The sequence below is a fragment of the Ignavibacteriota bacterium genome, assembly GCA_016212665.1.
In the GTDB taxonomy this organism is placed as follows: Bacteria; Bacteroidota; Ignavibacteria; order UBA10030; family SZUA-254; genus FW602-bin19.
The window spans coordinates 38,581-52,855 of record JACREZ010000039.1 but is presented as its reverse complement, the minus strand read 5'-3'; the positions used below and the strand labels follow the sequence as shown (position 1 = coordinate 52,855).

Below are 14,275 nucleotides of genomic sequence, written 5' to 3'. Positions count from 1 at the left end.
ATGAATGTGCAACAAACAGAAATAAATTTGTCCTGTCCCGTACCCATCGGTGAATACAAACATGTATTACTTGCTCACGGTGGCGGAGGAAAACTCTCTCAACGGTTGATTCACAGTTTCTTTCTTTCACAGTTCAACAATGAATTACTGGAACCGCTTCATGACGGAGCGATACTTTCGGTTGAAGGAACTCGATTGGCTTTCTCGACGGATTCGTATGTCGTCAACCCGATATTTTTTCCGGGAGGAAACATCGGCGAACTCGCCATCTATGGGACAGTAAATGATTTGGCAATGTGCGGCGCGAAACCACTCTATCTTTCTGCCGGATTTATTATCGAAGAAGGATTTTCGATGGAAGAACTCTGGCAAGTTGTCTGTTCGATGAAGAACGCTGCTACGAACGCCGGAGTCACTTTGGTAACAGGCGATACGAAAGTGGTTGAACGCGGTAAGGGGGATAAGATTTTTATAAATACCTCCGGCATTGGTGTGATTGAAAATGGAGTGAACATCAATCCGAAACGTGCAGCAGTGGGAGATAAAATTATTTTGAGCGGAGCGATTGGAATGCATGGTATCGCAATCATGTCGGTACGGGAAGGATTAGAATTTTCATCTCCCGTCATCAGCGATACAGCGCCGTTGAACGGATTAGTTTCCGAAATGCTAAACACGTGCAACGATATTCACGTTCTGCGAGACCCGACACGCGGCGGCGTTGCAAGCGCGCTGAATGAAATTGCCGGAACTGCTAAAGTCGGAATCGTCATCAACGAAAACGATATTCCCGTTCCCGAAGGAGTTCAAGGCGCGTGCGAAATCCTTGGACTTGACCCACTGTACATCGCCAACGAAGGAAAACTCCTCGCGTTTGTTCCTCCCTTTCATGCAGAACGAGTTCTAGAAACGATGAAAAAGAATACGCTTGGAAAAGAAAGTGTCATCATTGGCGAAGTAGTTACCGACCATGCCGGACTTGTCGTGATGAACAGCCGCATCGGCGGGACACGGATTGTGGATATGCTTACGGGTGAGCAATTGCCGAGGATATGTTAGAATCCCTCTATCCTGCTACATTATTTCATTCTTTCAGTAATTTCAATCATGAGTGGCTCATCAAGCCTGAATTCATAATTGTATTGACCTGCTAGAAGATCAAGAGATATTCTGTATTTTGTCGGGGCAAGAGTTATAGATGTATCACTTTCATAATCCCACTCATACGTAATTTCATGCTGACTATTAGGTTGGAGAATTAACGTAGACTTCGTCTCGTCAATCGAACCAGGCTTTGGGTAATGAAATAAAAAATAAGGCGGAGTTGTACCACCTATCGAAAAAGTAAATCTTTGGTGATAGAAAAAGTATAATGTCCTAACTACGTCTGTTGGATTTTTAATTAGAATATTTATTTGAATAGGTTCGTTCAGATGATAAACACTTTTGTTGGTTGAATACTGAACGGTAACACCTCGCCATGGGTTATCTTCTTTGTAAATAGTTTTAGATAAATTCCACAAAACATTACGTAGGTTTCGTATTCTATTAACCGCTACAGATGTTGAATCCATGCCAAAAGAACAGAGATCGATTGATACCATTTTTGCAGAGGTATCATTTATGAGCACTATATGATCATACTGCTGATCTCTGCATCTTGCTTTGATGTAAAAATCTGATTCTGACAAAGTGTCAAAACCGTTAAATAAAGAAATGATTGACTGGTACTCACTATCTGCTAACACTCTGTCAATGGTTGGATAACCAAACCTGCTTGTAGCAACACCGTTTGAATTAACAATCAACACTGTGTCGGTTCTCCCCGAAACTCCTCCATTCATCCAATAAACAATTTTCGGCACTACTTCCGTCCGTAACATTTCATCTGTTACGCCATGACAGGAAAAGGAGCCCATTGCTATTAGAGCTATCAGAAAAAAACTATTGTACTTCATTATCTACATTTTCAATAGTAAGAACAATGTAATCTCTCTTTTATACTATTCAAAATACACAACGTCAGTTTTCAAATGAAAAGGGAGTAATCAAATTCACTCACACTGTCTGCATCATTTCGCCATCCTTCGGTACCGTCCTCACCCAGCAACCGAAATGCTTTAACTCTTCCATACGGCACGACCAGACAAGTTCGCCGTTGTAGATGGTGATGTCGGGACAACCGTCGCACATATTTTGTCCACCGCCCGGCATAAAATCTACCGGCTGAATAATCATCACCGATTGGTAATGCAACCGTTTGAAGATGCTGAACGGATTGGCAAACACAGAACCGAGGTAGTTCTTTGCAACCTTCCTGAGTTTTTTATCAAGCGGAGAAAGGAGAAGCATAGATTTCCCAAGCCGTGTCAATTGCGGCTTCGCGTACGCAAGGTATCTCCCTTTGAAGAGATGATGAAACGTCTGCATGATTTCGAGGAACTTCGGACCGACGTAACCGAAAATGTCCTCTCTCGTTCCAATTCTTCCCGAAAGCAACCACTTGAACGAATCCGCTTTCTCGGTTCCGTTGAGATATGCACATGGAGTGAACTCAGGAAACCGTTCGCGGATTTTACCAACAATTTCCGGCGCTTTCAAATCCACTTTCTTCTGCTCAATGTATGAATAGACAAGCGGACCCATGTCAATCTTTTTTCCACCTGCGTACCAATCGAACGGAAGATTCGGTACGGCGGCACGGTAGAGAATAAACACCATCACTTGCACAATATCAATATGTTTCGCCGCCCAATCCACAAGTTCGGGGACATATTCGAGCGTGTCTTCATACACAGTCGAGTTGAACGCGCAGGAAATTCCGCCGACTTCAGCAAGCATTTCTGCATACTGCAAGCGCAGTTCGTTCAGTTCAACTTCATTTTTGTTTTTCCATTTCGGTCGTCCTTGTTTGCTATCCACGTGAAACGTGAAGCCATAGACTCCGGCTCGTTTCAAATCTTGGAGTAACTCTTTCGTCAACACGTTGCCGTTCGTGTTGATAATTGGTTTGAGTCCCATCTCCGAAACAGTTCGTACGATATCAACGATATGCGGGTGCATGAGCGGGTCGCCGCCGGCAATGGAAATTCCGTCCGCATTTCGCATACGTTGAAACAGTTCCAATTCCTGTTTAACAACATCGAGCGGCTTGTGGCTGTCCTTCACGTTCTCCCGGTAGCATCCGTCGCAGGCGAGATTGCACGCAGAGGTTGGCTCTAACCACGAGATGGCATTATCGGGAAGAGTCCATGGCAAACGATATAATTCGCGATGATTAATAACAGCAGTTGCAGTCATAACAATACTCCTTCATTAGTGATTAAAAAATATTCTTGACGGAAAATGTCTATTACTTTTGTCCGATGCGAATGGCAACGCCATGCTATCGGACACTACGGTTTCACGTGTTAACGTTGAGATAAGAACCGGCGAGCCTGATCATTGCCCGCGAGAGTGAGAGAGTTGATTGCCTGAATATAGCAGGTTTAGGCAATCAATGCAACCTTACCTGCAAATAACCTTGCGCCTGCCTGCGCAGGCATGGAAGGTTTACAATATAGAAAATCAAAAACCTAATAAAACGGAAAGTCCCTCAAAAAGGGGAAACCTTTGCAAGGTTATGTGTTCGAGTAATAATCGCTCATCAACACACCAAGCGCGATGGAGAGCAATTTCGCATCGCTCTTATCTGCTCGTGAAGGAATGAGAATCGGGACGTTTGCGCCTATGATGACATGCGCAAGGCGGAGCCCGGCAAAGTACGTTGTACTTTTTGCAAGGCTGTTTGCAACTTCAATATTGTCGGCAATGAGAATTTCCGCCTTCCCTGCAACGGGTGAACTGAGACGCTTCTCTGCCGCCGCTTCTTCGGAGAGTGCATTATCCAACGCAAACGGTCCGTCCACAATACATCCTTTGATTTGTCCCCGTTCGTTCATCTTCGAAAGTGCAGCGGCATCGAGTGTTGATTGGAGATTCGGCAAAACAAATTCTGTTGCAGAAAGTATGGCAACTTTCGGAACACTATTTCCGAGTGCATGGGCAACCTCAACAGCATTACGAATCAATTCGATTTTGTTTTTCAAATCCGGTGCAAGGGTTATTCCACCATCGGTTATCATAAGGAGTTGATTCGGTCGCCGTTGTGAAAACTCTACGATGAAAATATCGGAAAGAAGTCTGCCCGTTCTCATTCCGGCGCTCTCGCCCAACACTTCCTTCATCATCGTTGAGGTATCAACACCGCCTTTCATGAGAATATCGGCATTCCCTTCTTTTACAAGTTCAATCGAACGGAGTAACGCCTTCATTACTGTCGGTTGATGAACAATCTTGATTCCCGTGTGCAGCGTACCGGGAATATATTTACGGATAACTGCTTCATCACCGACAAGAAGAAATTCCGTCAGGTTGAGTTTGCACGCATCTTCTATGGCAGAAAACGTTTCTTCGTTGTTCGGAAAAACTACGACGACACGTTTGCCGGTAATTGTTAATGCATGTTCAAGCAATTCATTGAAATTATGGAGCATTAGTATTCCTTTAGTTGTTCTTCACCGCGCAGAACCCGGAACGCACCAAGCGCAAGTGATACCATTTCATCTTCACCCGGGAAGATGAGAACAGGAGCAATAAATTTCACCCGTTCTACAATCCATGAAGTCACTAATTCAGAAGTTGCAATCCCGCCCGTCAGAATGATTGCATCGAGATTGCCGTTTAACACTGTTGCCATAGCGCCGATTTCTTTTGCTATTTGATACGCCATCGCCTGCAATGCTTCTCTTGCAGTAGCATCACCGGCGTTCGCTCGCTGTTCCGCTTCAACGACTGAGTTCGTCCCAAGATACGAAACCAATCCACCTTTTCCCATCACAAGTTGCCGGAGTTCCTGTTCAGTGAATTTCTCTGAGTACAAAAGTGAAATGAACGGCTGAAGCGGAAGCCCGCCCGTCCGTTCCGGGGAAAACGGTCCGTCGCTCGATGCATCATTGACATCAACAATTTTTCCGTTGCGAACGGGAGCGATGGAAATTCCACCGCCCAAATGTCCGACGACAAATGACGATTGACTCAACGAAATGTTCAATTGTTCCGAAGCGCGGCGTGCGGCGGCATGAATGTTCAGCGCGTGCGAAAGACTTCTTCGTTTGATGCGGGCATGACCGGAGTAATATGCGAGAGGTTCAAATTCATCCACAGAGACCGGGTCAACGACGAAGGCAGGAATGTTGTACTGTTTTGCAATCTCGAAAGCAAGCGCGCAACCAAGATTCGAAGCATGCTCACCTTGAAAATTCGAGCGCGCATCATCGAGCATTTTTTGATTGACACGATACACGCCACCCTGCAACGGTCGAAGCAACCCACCAATCGCGACGACAGCAGAACATGCTTGTACATGTTCTGCTGTCCATTGTTTGCAAGTTTCTAATCGAAACTCAAATTGTTCCCACACGTGTGAGAACTGTTGCAGTTGTTCTGCTGAATGTCGAAAGGTTTCACTTTCGATAAGACGTTCATCTTCAACGATTGCCACTTTTGTCGAAGTGGAACCGGGATTGATGATGAGAACTGAGTGCGTTGATGACATTCAGTTTACCGTTGTTCGTCAGGCAACTGCTAATTCAGCGTGCGGCTCAGGAACTGCTTGTTTCTGTCCGTTATGCTTCGAAAGCAAGTATTCGTGAATTGCCGCCGCGGCTGTTTTTCCATCGCGCATTGCGAGGATAACAGTTGCACCGCCGCGCGCCAAATCGCCGCCGGCGAAAATTCCTTCGCGGCTTGTCGCCTGAACTTCGTTCACGACGACTGTTCCGCGCTTGCTGACATCCAATCCCTGTGTCGTTTGTTGAATTATCGGATTCGGTTTCTGTCCGATTGCTTCAATCACCGTCTGCACGGGAATTATATATTCCGAACCTTTTACTGCTACAGGTTTACGACGACCCGATTCATCCGGCTCTCCGAGTTCCATTTTCTGACATTCGATTCCGCACACCCAATTATTTGTATCGGAAACAATTCGAATCGGGTTCGTGAGCAGAACGAATTCGATTCCTTCTTCTTCCGCGTGATGAATTTCTTCTTCACGTGCAGGCATTTCTTTGCGCGAGCGGCGATAAATCAAATACGCTTTCTCTGCTCCGAGCCGCTTCGATGTTCGCACAGCATCCATCGCTGTGTTCCCGCCACCGATGACAGCAACCGCTTTGCCATATTTGATTGGCGTATCATGGTTCGGGAAATCGTATGCTTTCATCAAATTGACTCTTGTGAGAAATTCATTTGCAGAATAAACACCGCTTAAACTTTCACCCGGAATTCCCATGAACGTCGGTGTTCCTGCGCCTGTACCGAGAAACACCGCCTTGAATCCCCACTCATCGAAGAGTTCATCAATCGTTGCCGTCCTTCCCACAAGGAAGTTGGTAATAATTTCCACACCGAGGGCTTTGATGCGCTCCGCTTCCATGTCGAGAATATTTCGCGGCAAACGAAACTCCGGAATCCCGTAGCGCAGAACTCCTCCAACGGCATGAAGCGCTTCAAACACTGTCACTTTATAACCGAGTTTAGCAAGTTCCGCCGCGCACGTTAATCCGGAAGGACCGGAACCAACAATAGCAACCTTCTCCTCACGACTATCTTTTATCACTGGCGGAACAAACAGGTTGTGTTGCATTTCATAATCGGCAACGAACCGTTCGAGTTTCCCGATAGCAACCGGTTCATGTTTCTTTCCGAGCGTACAGATTTCTTCGCACTGCGATTCCTGCGGACACACACGCCCGCAAATTGCGGGGAGATAATTCGATTCACGAATCTTGTTCACTGCACCGACAAAATCTTTTTTCAAAATGAATTGAATAAAACTCTTGATGTCAATGCTGACCGGGCAACCGGTCATACACACAGGGTCCTTACATTCAAGACAACGTTGAACTTCCTGCATGGCAAGTTCTTCATTCACGCCGTAGGAAACTTCTTTGAAATTATGTGAGCGCGCTTCCGCATCCTGCTCGATGGAATGTTGACGCGGCAGTTTCATCCGCTCGGATGGTTTCATCGGATTCACGTAGTTCATGACAATGCCTCCTGCAAGCGTACTTGGTCTTGCTCAAATCGTTCAATAGAAATTTTCTCTAAATCAAGATACGTTCTGTTTCTCATAATCAACTCATCAAAATCAACTTGGTGTGCATCAAACTCCGGTCCATCAACGCAGGCGAATTTCATTTGCCCGTCAATGGTTACGCGGCACCCGCCGCACATGCCGGTTCCGTCAACCATGATAGCATTGAGACTGACAAGCGTGTGAACTCCATAATTTTTTGTAAGGTTGGAAACTGCTTTCATCATCGGAAGCGGACCGATTGCATACACCGCTTTAATTCCGAAACCACCTTCAATCAAATCTTTCAGTTGGTCAGTGACAAATCCTTTTCTTCCGTATGTTCCGTCATCAGTCGTAACGAACAACCGGTCGGAAATTTCATACATCTCTTTTTCGAGAATAATAAGTTCTTTATTTCTTGCACCGACGATGGAGTACACAACATTTCCTGCTTCCTTCAGTGCGCGGGTAATCGGGAGAAGTTCTGCCGTTCCAACTCCGCCGCCCACACACGCTACCGCGCCATGATTTTCAATCGGTGTCGGTGAGCCAAGGGGACCGGCAACATCCGTGAGAACATCGCCTGCATTTTTTGTCAGCAGGAGTTTGGTAGTTTTTCCGATTGCCTGTACAATCAGCGTAATAGTTCCGTTTGCCGGGTCGCTATCAACAAGCGTCAACGGAATTCGTTCGCCTGTTTCTGCAACCCTGAGAATAACGAAATTTCCGGGCTGACGTTTTCGCGCGATGAACGGCGCTTTGATAATAAACTTGCCTAACGTCGGGGCAAGAAATTCCTTATGAATAATTGGATACATAGAGTTTGTGTTCGATAGTGATTATTGTCGGAAATAAAATCTAACCTGCCACACTTGTTGGTACGTTCAGCAATGATTCTCTCAACTGTTCGTATTCTTCCTGAGTCAGTACCTTTTTTGCCATCGGGAACAGTACTTCATCTTCTTTCTTGATATGGTTCAGAAGCAACTCGTACAATTGGTCGGATGCCTGAACTAATTCCTTTACGGTTGTCGCGTAAATTCTTCCTTCTTCAATATCTTCCACACATTGCCGGATTCGTGCAAAGAGTTTCCACAATTCACGGTGTTCTTCAAGCATGATACGGACTGGATTTCCCGCATGATGTTCGAGCAACGGAAACAAATATTTTTCCTCCTTCTCGTTATGCGCACGCAGTTCGTTATCAATAAACCGGATTGCTTCACCCAACTTCATAAATGCATCAAAGGAAAAACCGGATTGACTGATATACTTCGTTGCAGTTTGGAGTTGATGAAGATAGTGCACCCCTTCTTCATGTTCTTTAACAAATATTTCGAGTGGGTCATTGATGTGCATAATTTCCCCTGTAGGTAACTCGTTGTTGCTTTTGATGGTTATTCAGAACGGATGGTTGATAAAACATCGCTTAATGCGTATTCATCGTAAACTCATTGATTTGCTTTGTTACTTCGGTCAAATCAATCGGTTTGGAAAACGCTGCATCCACCGACTGGCGAATAAAATCGTGCAGTCGCGGGTTATCGAAAAAGGAGGCATAAAAAATCATAATATGAACACGGGGATTTTCTTTCCGCATTTGTGCAAAACGAAATCTCATTCGGTCGGTCGGCGGTGCATCAACAATTACTAATTCCGGCTTGAAACTTTTCACCATCATCATCATGATTTCCGGTTCCGTCGTCGTGACGATGTTATACTGTTCCTGAAATAACATTCTCAAACTTAAGCACAAATCCATGTCGGGGCTGTACAGAACTATTGTCCTTTTCGCTTCGTTTTTTTTCTTGGTTCGTATTCTTAAACTCATTGTAATACCCAATCTGCTTCTAACTACTCCATATAATGGCAATCATTATGCCATCACAATATCCCCCTCAACCATACGATTTACCGATATTTGCAAAAAATAATGCACTTCTAAATTGTTTATCTATCAAACAAACTACTATGAGATTATTACTTATCAGTTATGAAAGGGAGAGGTTTAGAGGGCTTCACTTTTGAGAAATGAATGTAGTTGAATGCGCTCTGTACAACATTTGGTAGGATAGAAATCCTTTTCCTATCTCCATACGAATGAATCTTCGAACGCCTCCCAAGTAAAACAGTATCAGATAACAGTTAAGTCTGACTGATATTCAAGTCCTTAATACGCCGATACAACGTCGGTAAACTGATTTTCAGTTCCATCGCAGTTTGGTCTTTATCGAAACGATACTTCCGCAAAACAGTAAGAATGTATTGCCGTTCAAAATCACTAAGCGCAGCTTGCAAGGAAGCTTTTTCTCCATGAGCCGTGACCTCAGTCTCCACGTGTAAAAACTCCGGCAAGTCGTTCATGGTGATGAAATCACCGGAACAGAAAATAACGGCGCGCTCGATGATGTTTTCAAGTTCTCGGATTTCCCCTTTCCAATCGTGTTGCATCAACAAACGCATCACTTCATTGTTAACTCCTTTGATATTTTTCCTCATTTCCTTTTTGTATTTATCCACAAAATGCTCGACGAGAAGTGGCACATCAGCACGACGTTCGGAAAGAGAGGGAAGGTGAATTTCAACTACATTCAACCGGTAATACAGGTCTTGTCTGAATCTTCCCGCTTCCACTTCTTTATGAAGTTCGCGATTTGTTGATGCGATGATCCGGACATCTATCGAAACCGGGGTTGACGTTCCAACGGGAGTTATCTCCCTCTGTTCAATTGCACGAAGTAATTTTACCTGAAGAATAAATGGCATCTCGCTGATTTCATCCAGCAACAATGTTCCTCCATCCGCCGCTTTGAAATATCCGATTTTATCAGCCACCGCGCCGGTAAACGAACCTTTTTTATGTCCGAATAACTCGCTTTCAATCAACGTTTCCGGAATCGCCCCGGCATTGACAGCAATAAAGGGCTTTTCATTTCTCCTGCTTGTATAATGAATTGCCCGCGCAACAAGTTCCTTTCCCGTTCCGCTTTTCCCGGAAATTAATACCGTGCTATCCGTCTGAGAAACTTTCTGAATAATATCGAACACTTTCGTCATCTCCGGGCTTTTACCTACAATCTTCGAAAAATCATAGTCCCTGTTCAGTTCTTTTCTCAGATATTGATTTTCCTGCGCGAGTTTTTTGTGTTCTAACAGGCGATGAATTTTCACCAACAACTCATCAAACTCAATGGGCTTCAGAATGTAATCGCTTGCTCCTTTTCTCAGCGCGGCAATTGCTGTTTCGAGCGAACCGTACGCAGTGATAATAACAACCAATGCCTGCGGATTGATGTGCAGAACATGGTCGAGCAATTCGATTCCTTTCATCTCCGGCATTTCCAAATCGGTAATAACCAAATCGTACGACTCGGAAAGCAACTTGTTGTATGCTTCTTTTCCGTTCGCCGCTTCGGTGACAGTAAATCCTTCCTTCTTCAAAATAAATGAGATGGATTCGCGTATGATTTTTTCATCGTCAACAACTAAAATTTTGTCTGCCATTGTTTTTCCTGTTTAACCTAAATCTGAATGAAGCGGAAGCGCTATAGTGAAAGTTGTCCCTTCGCCCGCAGTGCTTTCCACGCTGATATTTCCCTGAAAACTTTTAATAATTCCGTAACTGACCCACAAACCGAGCCCTGTTCCTTCGCCCACTTTTTTTGTTGTGAAAAACGGCTCGAATATTTTCGGAAGTAAATCTTCCGAAATTCCTTTTCCTGTATCTTTGATTGTCACCACGACATGTTCGTTACGGACAAATGAGGCGACGACAATTTCTTTTTGTTTGATTTTCCCGAATCGCTCCGGCGCTTCCGAGTTAATTGCATCAACCGCATTGATGATGATATTGATGAACACCTGCTCAATCTGGTCGGGGACGAGCGGTAATTGCGGAAGATTTGTATCGAGCGAAACCTTGAACGAAACTTCTTTCGCTTTTCTCCCAACGCGCACAATCTCGACCGCTTCGTGCAAACCTTTGTTAATGTCCGTCATCTGCACTTCGTAGGATGAACGGCGCGAGAAATCAACCAAATCGCGGATGATGCGGGAGATGCGCGTAATTTGGCTCTTAATCAGTTCCAACTTTTCCTGCGTGAACTCATCCTGCGTCGTCCGTTGAATCACCTGCACAAGAGAAGAAATCGAAGTCAGAGGATTTCCGACTTCGTGCGCAATTCCTGCCGCAAGCAACCCGATACTTTCCATCTTCTGTGCATGAATGAGTTGTTGCTCCAATTGTTTCTGCTCTGTTATGTCTCGGTGAACACCGAAGTACCCGACAATCTTTCCATCATTGTCAATGATGGGAGAAATCAACAATTGCGTAAACATCGAGTCGCCGTTTCGTCTCCGGTTTTCAATTTCCCCTACCCAGACTTTTCCCGACCTGATAGTCTTCCACATTTTATCCCAGAAAGCCTTCGGGTGTTTTCCGCTTCCGAAAATTTTCGGGTTCCGTCCGAGTAATTCTTCTTTCGAATAACCCGACGCTTTTTCAAACGCCGGGTTGACATAAATCATCTTCCCATCCTGGTCTGTAATTTCGACTGGATTTACCGTGTAGTGTGCAATATTGGAGAACCGCAAGAGGTCGAGTTCCCGGCGTTTCTCTTCGGAAATATCCCGGGCAATCAACACACAATAATATTTTCTCGAACGCCTGTTCGTCGGGTAACGGCGCAATGTCATGTCAACATCAATGGTCACTCCGTCGCAGGAAATCAACTGCGTTTGCGTTTTAATTGTCTTTCCCGTAGCGAAACATTCCTCTACGAGACCGCGCAATTTTGTCTGCTCATCAGAGCAACACAATTCATAAAAAGAAAAATCAAGCAATTGCTTTTCTTCTTTTTTGAATGTTGAACAGGCGTGAAGATTTGCCTCGCATACTGTTCCATCTGAAGAGACGATAAGAATAATATTCGGAGTTAAGTCAAGCAGTTCGCGCGGAATTATTTCCCGCATGGTCACGCGCCGGGCTTTCGTTCGCTGATGGAGAGAAGAACCTTGTGTCTTTGATTCAGTCATGTAGATTATCGTTTCTTGTATCGTTTCGGCTTGATTTGCTCAAATCCGACCTATACTATTGATTTGCGTTGTTAATCTACACAATCCGCGTAAACTTATCAAACAGTTTTCGAATAAAGCGGTTGCGATTTCGGCTTCTCCGAAAGATACGCATCAAAACACATGGCGATGTTTCTCAGGAACAATCGCCCGTCATTCGTAATGATGAGCGCATCCGGTGTGGCAATGAGCAAACCATCTTCTATCAATGGATCCAACTTGAGCAACGAAGAAGCAAAATACGAATCGAACAAAATTCCGAACTGCGATTCCACTTCCGCTTTCTGTAGCGATAAATCACACATGAGTTTCATAATGACATGTTTTCGAATCACATCATCCGTTGTCATCTTGTAACCGACATGCGTTGCAAATTCTCCGTTGCCGATTGCCTGATAATACTCGTCGAGCGTTTTTGCATTTTGCGCGTAGCACGTTCCGAAGTGACTGATAGAGGACATTCCGAGTCCGTACAGAGCCGAACCGGCACGAGTCGAGTATCCCTGAAAATTTCTCCGGAGCGTTTTCGATTTCTGAGCGAGCGTCAATTCATCATCCGGTTTTGCAAAGTGATCCATCCCGATATACACGTACCCTGCATCGCTCAGTTTATCAATTGTTAATGCGAGAATTCCCAACTTCGTTTCGGGCGAAGGCAAATCTTCGGTGTGAATAAGTTTCTGTTGTTTCTTCAGCCAGGGAACATAGGCAAAATTATAAACGGCAACCCGTTCGGGAGAAATTTCAATCAACTTGTCGAGCGTCTCGGAAAATGATTCGACCGTTTGCAACGGAAGTCCGTATATCAAATCAACATTTAAACTGGAGAATCCCAACTCACGGCTCCATGCAATTGCTTGCCGCGTAATAAACTCGCTCTGATTTCTGTTCACTGCTCTCTGCACCTTCGGATTGAAATCCTGCACACCCAGACTGATGCGATTGAAACCGACATTACGCAACGCCTGAAGATGATTGAATGTCAGTTCACGCGGGTCAACCTCGACGCTGATTTCCGCATCCACATCATAGTGAAACGACTTCATGATATGATTTCCCAACTCCTGAATTTGCATCGGCGCCAGATACGTCGGTGTTCCTCCGCCCCAGTGGAGTTGTACAACCTTTCGTTCATCATTGAGCAACGGAGCAAGGAGGTTTATTTCTTGTTTCAGATGAACAAGATACTCGTCGAGATGTTCGCGGTTACGCGTAATCATCGTCGTACAACCGCAGAAATAGCAGAGCGTATCACAAAACGGAATATGGAAATAGAGAGAAACGCCTGTCCCGTCGGGTTGCTTTTCTACCTGAAATATTTCGGATTGGTATTGTGCGGCGGAGAACTCCGGTTTGAACACCGGCGCGGGGGGGTAACTTGTGTAGCGAGGACCGCTGGTCTCGTATTTCTTAATCAATGTGATTAAATGACTATCCATATCAATAGATACTTTCAGTAGAACGGGTTTTTTCTGATTAGGTGATTTTTCTTCATTGCGAGAGGCTGTCCCAAAAAAGCAACTTCGGAGTTCAGAATTCGTCATTCGATATTCGTTATTTACTCAAATATCAAATGTCGAACAATGAATGTCGAATGATGAAGGACTATTCGGACAACCTCGAAGCAATCTCATCTATGGATGAAATTGCTCTCCATCGAAGGGCAAAGGCTATGCCATAAGAAAACCGGAATAGACCGTGATATTATCAGAAAAGAGTAAACCCGTACTCCCAACATCCTCTCCCTATCATGTTTGAATATTCAGGATGATTTCTTCTCAATTTCGAGAACTTCGGTCATGTTTGTTTGAAAACATCACATCCTCTATTTTATTGATTCACTAATCTTGTGAACTACTTCACTCCGCTTGTGAATCAGTTCATTAGTGTGCTGAAATAGTTCATAAAACAGGTGAACTAAATCATCAAATCACTGAACCAGTTCACTAATCCGGTGAACTAATTCACAAAACTACTGAATTAATTCACAAAACTGATGAACCGGTTCATCAAATTACTGAACCGGTTCACAAAATTTGTGAACTGATTCAGTAAAATGGCTCAAAAACGACAAAATGTAGG

Annotated in this window: 12 protein-coding genes; 1 reads left to right on the top strand and 11 read right to left on the bottom strand. The window is 44.5% G+C overall.

Annotation, left to right across the window (positions count from 1 at the left end):
* Positions 1 to 1,059: a hydrogenase expression/formation protein HypE gene (hypE, locus tag HY960_14020; GenBank protein ID MBI5216865.1), complete on the top strand. Its 1,059-nt coding sequence runs from the start codon at positions 1 to 3 to the stop codon at positions 1,057 to 1,059.
* Positions 1,060 to 1,079: 20 nt separating this feature from the next.
* Here hypE and HY960_14015 read toward each other — a convergent pair whose 3' ends face one another.
* The 11 genes from HY960_14015 to hemN all read right to left on the bottom strand — a co-directional run bounded on the left by HY960_14015 (position 1,080) and on the right by hemN (position 13,632).
* The gene (locus HY960_14015; GenBank protein ID MBI5216864.1) at positions 1,080 to 1,958 is read right to left on the bottom strand and encodes a hypothetical protein; all 879 of its coding nucleotides are present in this window, start codon (positions 1,956 to 1,958) and stop codon (positions 1,080 to 1,082) included.
* Positions 1,959 to 2,058: 100 nt separating this feature from the next.
* Positions 2,059 to 3,300, bottom strand: coding sequence for a radical SAM protein (locus tag HY960_14010; protein ID MBI5216863.1), 1,242 nt, complete (start codon positions 3,298 to 3,300; stop codon positions 2,059 to 2,061).
* Between the two features lie 320 nt (positions 3,301 to 3,620).
* On the bottom strand, positions 3,621 to 4,535 hold the full coding sequence (locus HY960_14005; GenBank protein MBI5216862.1) for a bifunctional enoyl-CoA hydratase/phosphate acetyltransferase: 915 nt from the start codon (positions 4,533 to 4,535) through the stop codon (positions 3,621 to 3,623).
* The gene (buk, locus tag HY960_14000; protein MBI5216861.1) at positions 4,535 to 5,596 is read right to left on the bottom strand and encodes a butyrate kinase; all 1,062 of its coding nucleotides are present in this window, start codon (positions 5,594 to 5,596) and stop codon (positions 4,535 to 4,537) included. The genes HY960_14005 and buk overlap by 1 nt, the downstream gene beginning before the upstream one ends.
* Positions 5,597 to 5,614: 18 nt before the next feature.
* The gene (gene gltA / locus HY960_13995) at positions 5,615 to 7,054 is read right to left on the bottom strand and encodes an NADPH-dependent glutamate synthase (protein MBI5216860.1); all 1,440 of its coding nucleotides are present in this window, start codon (positions 7,052 to 7,054) and stop codon (positions 5,615 to 5,617) included.
* Positions 7,055 to 7,086: 32 nt separating this feature from the next.
* Positions 7,087 to 7,938 (bottom strand): sulfide/dihydroorotate dehydrogenase-like FAD/NAD-binding protein, encoded by an 852-nt coding sequence (locus HY960_13990; GenBank protein ID MBI5216859.1) that lies wholly within the window; start codon positions 7,936 to 7,938, stop codon positions 7,087 to 7,089.
* Between the two features lie 40 nt (positions 7,939 to 7,978).
* On the bottom strand, positions 7,979 to 8,479 hold the full coding sequence (locus HY960_13985; protein MBI5216858.1) for a hemerythrin domain-containing protein: 501 nt from the start codon (positions 8,477 to 8,479) through the stop codon (positions 7,979 to 7,981).
* 70 nt (positions 8,480 to 8,549) lie between these two features.
* Complete coding sequence (locus HY960_13980) at positions 8,550 to 8,951, bottom strand: hypothetical protein (GenBank protein MBI5216857.1); 402 nt, start codon at positions 8,949 to 8,951, stop codon at positions 8,550 to 8,552.
* Positions 8,952 to 9,265: 314 nt separating this feature from the next.
* Positions 9,266 to 10,624 (bottom strand): sigma-54-dependent Fis family transcriptional regulator, encoded by a 1,359-nt coding sequence (locus HY960_13975; GenBank protein MBI5216856.1) that lies wholly within the window; start codon positions 10,622 to 10,624, stop codon positions 9,266 to 9,268.
* Between the two features lie 12 nt (positions 10,625 to 10,636).
* Positions 10,637 to 12,154, bottom strand: a complete 1,518-nt coding sequence (locus HY960_13970; protein MBI5216855.1) for a PAS domain S-box protein — start codon at positions 12,152 to 12,154, stop codon at positions 10,637 to 10,639.
* Between the two features lie 98 nt (positions 12,155 to 12,252).
* Positions 12,253 to 13,632 (bottom strand): oxygen-independent coproporphyrinogen III oxidase, encoded by a 1,380-nt coding sequence (hemN, locus tag HY960_13965; protein MBI5216854.1) that lies wholly within the window; start codon positions 13,630 to 13,632, stop codon positions 12,253 to 12,255.
* Positions 13,633 to 14,275: the final 643 nt, after the last annotated feature.

What these genes read in the sequence shown, in the direction of transcription:
- hypE (MBI5216865.1), top strand. Translation starts at nt 1, where the DNA reads ATGAATGTGCAACAAACAGAAATAAATTTGTCCTGTCCCGTACCCATC.
- HY960_14015 (MBI5216864.1), bottom strand. Translation starts at nt 1,958, where the DNA reads ATGAAGTACAATAGTTTTTTTCTGATAGCTCTAATAGCAATGGGCTCC.
- HY960_14010 (MBI5216863.1), bottom strand. Translation starts at nt 3,300, where the DNA reads ATGACTGCAACTGCTGTTATTAATCATCGCGAATTATATCGTTTGCCA.
- HY960_14005 (MBI5216862.1), bottom strand. Translation starts at nt 4,535, where the DNA reads ATGCTCCATAATTTCAATGAATTGCTTGAACATGCATTAACAATTACC.
- buk (MBI5216861.1), bottom strand. Translation starts at nt 5,596, where the DNA reads ATGTCATCAACGCACTCAGTTCTCATCATCAATCCCGGTTCCACTTCG.
- gltA (MBI5216860.1), bottom strand. Translation starts at nt 7,054, where the DNA reads ATGAAACTGCCGCGTCAACATTCCATCGAGCAGGATGCGGAAGCGCGC.
- HY960_13990 (MBI5216859.1), bottom strand. Translation starts at nt 7,938, where the DNA reads ATGTATCCAATTATTCATAAGGAATTTCTTGCCCCGACGTTAGGCAAG.
- HY960_13985 (MBI5216858.1), bottom strand. Translation starts at nt 8,479, where the DNA reads ATGCACATCAATGACCCACTCGAAATATTTGTTAAAGAACATGAAGAA.
- HY960_13980 (MBI5216857.1), bottom strand. Translation starts at nt 8,951, where the DNA reads ATGAGTTTAAGAATACGAACCAAGAAAAAAAACGAAGCGAAAAGGACA.
- HY960_13975 (MBI5216856.1), bottom strand. Translation starts at nt 10,624, where the DNA reads ATGGCAGACAAAATTTTAGTTGTTGACGATGAAAAAATCATACGCGAA.
- HY960_13970 (MBI5216855.1), bottom strand. Translation starts at nt 12,154, where the DNA reads ATGACTGAATCAAAGACACAAGGTTCTTCTCTCCATCAGCGAACGAAA.
- hemN (MBI5216854.1), bottom strand. Translation starts at nt 13,632, where the DNA reads ATGGATAGTCATTTAATCACATTGATTAAGAAATACGAGACCAGCGGT.